Raw genomic sequence first — 3,571 nt, 5'->3', positions numbered from 1 at the left:
TTGGGCCGGCCTCCCGGGCCGGTCTAGGCGCCGCTGAGGCTGACCTCGCCGATCGCCAGGGTCAGCCCGGCCGCGATGCCGGGCAGCCACTCGAGGTCGGCACCCACGGCCACCACGGTGCTCAGCATGCGCTGGATGGTCGAGGCGATGGTGACCTCCCGAACGGGCTCGGCGAGGGCGCCGTCCCGGATGAGAATCCCCTCCGCGCCCACCGAGAAGTCGCCACTGATGGGGTTCACACCTGAATGGATGCCCGTCACCGACTGCACCAGCATCCCCTCGTCAACCGACGCGATGATGTCGTCCTGGCTCGCGGTGCCGGGCACCAGCGACAAGGCGCGGCACCCGACGCCGGGCGCCGACTTGAAGCCAGCCCGCACGGCCGATCCGGTCGAAGCGGTGCCGGCCCGCCGGCCCGCGTAGGTGTCGTAGAGGAAGCGGGTGAGGACGCCATTCTCGACCAGCACGTTGCGCCGGCAGGCCAGGCCCTCTGCGTCGTAGGTGGCGGCGCCGTAGGCCCGCGGGTCGGTCGGGTCGTCGGTGAGCGTCAGCGTCGACGCGCCCACCTCCTGATCCAGCCGGTCGGCGAACAGCGACCGACCCTTGAGCACGGCCTCGCCCGACAGGGCGCTGGAGATGACTCCAAGGAGCACCGTAGTCACCCGGGGATCGAAGACGACGGTGAGACGGCTCGAGCGGGCCTTGGTCGCACCGAGCAGTCGGGTGGCCCGATCGACGGCGTCGGTCGCGGCCTCCTCGAGGTCGAGCTCGTCGGGCTCTCGTCCCACCGAGTAGCCGCCGCCGGTCTGGGTGTCGCTGCCCTCGCCGGCGATGGCATAGGCCGACAGGTGGCACGCCGTCCGACGGGTGGCGGCGCTGATGCCGGTGGTGCTGGCGATGGCGGCCTCGACGCTGGCGTCGCCGTAGTTGGCCGACTCCACCTGGCGAATCCGGGGATCCCCACTCCGGACCCGCTTCTCCAGCTCCAGGGCCATGGCCACCTTGCGGTCGGCTGGGAGGTCCGCCAGGGCCGGTCGCCACAGGTCGAGGTCGGCGGCGGCCACACCGTCGGGTGTCGCCAGACCGACGTGCTCGTCGGGCGTGGCGAAGGCGGCGTTGTCCCTCGCCTCGGCAAGCACGTCGGCGAGGTCGGCCTCGTCGAGCGACCCGGTGTAGGCGAAACCCTGGCGGTTCCCCATCACCACCCTCACGCCCACTCCCGCCGACTCCGCCGACGACAGCGACTCGACGTCCCCGCCGAAGACGCGGACTGCGGTGTCCGAGGTCCGCGCCGCGTAGGCCTCGACATCCTCGTCGTCGCCCGCCCCGGCGATCACCCGGGAGACGACGTCGGAGAGGTCAGCCACGGGCTGTGCCCCCCACGGTGACGCCGCTGATCCGGACCGTCGGCTGGCCACAACCGACCGGCACGGCCTGTCCGTCCTTACCGCACGTGCCCGGTCCCATGGCGAAGTCGTCGCCGATGGCGTCGATGCCCTTCAGCACGTCCGGACCGTTGCCGATGAGGTTGGCGTCGCGCAGCGGCTCGGTGATCCTGCCCCCCTCGATCAGATAAGCCTCGTTCATCCCGAACACGAAGTCCCCGGTGGCCGTGTTGACCTGGCCGCCACCCAGCTTGGCCACGTACACGCCGTTGGGCGTCTGGGCCACGATCTCGTCGGAGTCGTCGGTGCCGTCGATCAGATAGGTGTTGGTCATCCGCACCATGGGCAGGTGCTGGTAGCTCTGGCGCCGGCCGTTGCCCGACGAGGTCCGACCCTCCTTGCGGGCCCGGAGGAAGTCCCACATGTAGTCGGTGAGGACGCCCTCGGAGATGAGCACGTTGCGCTGGGCCGGGCGGCCCTCGTCGTCGATGGCGAAGCTCCCCCACTCCGGGCCCATGGTCCCGTCGTCGACGAGCGTCACCAGGGGGCTGGCCACCAGCTCGCCGACGCGTCCGGTGTAGACCGAGCTGTCCTTGGCGATGTGGTCGGCCTCGAGGCCGTGCCCGCAGGCTTCGTGGAACAGGATCCCGCCTGTCCCACCCTTGAGCACGACAGGGAGAACACCGCTCGGAGCCGGTCGGGCCGCGAGCTTGGTCAGGGCCCGCCGCGCCGCCTCGCGTGCGACCTCCTCAGCCTGCACCCGGTCGAACAGCTCGAAGCCGACGGTGAGGGCGGCCGTCTCGTACCCCGTCTGCATGCCGGTGTCGCCCAGGGCCACGCACGAGACCCCCAGTCGCGTCCGGACCTGGTCGTCGCCGACGAGGAGGCCGTCGCTGTTGGCCACGAGGATCCGCCGGCGGCTGTCGCCGTAGCCGGCGGCCACCTGGGTGATCGCCGCCCCCTCGGACCGGGCCGCCTCGTCGGCCCGGGTCAGCAGCTCGACCTTCCTCGCCTTGGCCACGGTCTCCGGGTAGGTGGACACCTCGTTGTGGCGGGGCGCCGTGGACGGCGTCACGGCCACGGTCCGGCCGCGGCCTCCGCGCGCCACCGCCGCAGCCGCCCCCGCTGCGGCGCGCAGGCCTCCCTGGGACAGGTCGGCGGTGTGGGCAAACCCGGTCGTCTCGCCCATCACGACCCGGATCCCGGCACCGCGGTCACGCCCGGACGACAGCTCCTCGACCTTGCCGTCGTCGAGGGAGGCCGTCGAGGTCCGGCGGTCCTCCACGAACAGCTCGGCGAAGTCGCCGCCGGTCCGTAGGGCCTCGCCGAGGACGCGGTCCACCACCGAAGAGTCGATCACGAGCACTCCTTCTGCCCTCCGGCGGGGTGCCGTCGGGAACCGTGTGGCCAGCTGCGCTGGCCGACCCGTATCGTACCGTCGTGTCCATCCCTATCGGCCTGACGGGCCGAGCCACCCTGCGGGTCACCGAGGCCGACACAGCGGCCACTCTCAGGTCAGGGGAGGTCCCCGTGCTGGCCACCCCGCGCCTGGTCGGATTGTGCGAGGAAGCCTGCGTCCAGGCCATCCGGGGGGAGCTGGCGCCCGGTCTCACCACAGTGGGGATGCGAGTGCAGTTCGACCACCTGGCACCGACCGGGGTCGGCCGCTCGGTGACCGCCGAGGCCGCCCTCGAGCGGATCGAGGGGCGGCGCCTCACCTTCACCGTCGCCGCCAGCGATGCCGGCGGCCTCGTCGGCGCCGGCAAGCTCACCCGCGTCGTCGTCGAGGTCGAGCCCTTCTTGAAGAAGGCCCACTAGGAGCGGCGGGAGCTACGCCAGGTTGGACGAACGCGGGTAGGCCACCGCCGGGTCGGTGAGGACGTTCACGAGGTAGGGAACTCCGGAGGCCAGCGCCCGGTCGAGGGCAGGGCCGATCTGGGCCGGATCGTCCACCGTCTCCCCAGCCCCGCCCAGGGCCTGCACCACCTCGTCGTAGCGGCAGCCGGCCTGGAGGTCGGCGGCGACGTCGTAGCCGTAGAGGGCGCGCATCGGGTGCTTCTCCAGGCCCCAGATCCCGTTGTTGCCCACCACCATGGTGACCGGGAGCCGGTGGCGCACGAGGGTGTCGACGTCCATGGCGGAGAACCCGAGGGCGCCGTCGCCGAGAAGCAGGACGACCTGGCGGT

Annotated in this window: 4 protein-coding genes; 1 reads left to right on the top strand and 3 read right to left on the bottom strand. The window is 72.0% G+C overall.

The features are described from left to right. Positions 1 to 23: 23 nt before the first annotated feature. Together VGF64_15160 and VGF64_15155 are read right to left on the bottom strand one after the other, a co-directional pair. Positions 24 to 1,367, bottom strand: coding sequence for a TldD/PmbA family protein (locus VGF64_15160; protein ID HEY1636101.1), 1,344 nt, complete (start codon positions 1,365 to 1,367; stop codon positions 24 to 26). Continuing rightward, on the bottom strand, positions 1,360 to 2,745 hold the full coding sequence (locus VGF64_15155) for a TldD/PmbA family protein (GenBank protein HEY1636100.1): 1,386 nt from the start codon (positions 2,743 to 2,745) through the stop codon (positions 1,360 to 1,362). The genes VGF64_15160 and VGF64_15155 overlap by 8 nt, the downstream gene beginning before the upstream one ends. 80 nt (positions 2,746 to 2,825) lie before the next feature. Here VGF64_15155 and VGF64_15150 point away from each other — a divergent pair, with 80 nt between their 5' ends. Beyond that, positions 2,826 to 3,203: a hotdog domain-containing protein gene (locus VGF64_15150; GenBank protein ID HEY1636099.1), complete on the top strand. Its 378-nt coding sequence runs from the start codon at positions 2,826 to 2,828 to the stop codon at positions 3,201 to 3,203. A gap of 12 nt (positions 3,204 to 3,215) precedes the next feature. Here VGF64_15150 and VGF64_15145 read toward each other — a convergent pair. Next, positions 3,216 to 3,571: thiamine pyrophosphate-dependent enzyme (locus VGF64_15145; GenBank protein HEY1636098.1), on the bottom strand; the 356-nt coding region annotated here is incomplete at its 5' end.

It is taken from the genome of Acidimicrobiales bacterium (genome assembly GCA_036491125.1).
GTDB lineage: Bacteria > Actinomycetota > Acidimicrobiia > Acidimicrobiales > AC-9 > AC-9.
This window is presented reverse-complemented; position numbering and strand designations above follow the sequence as displayed.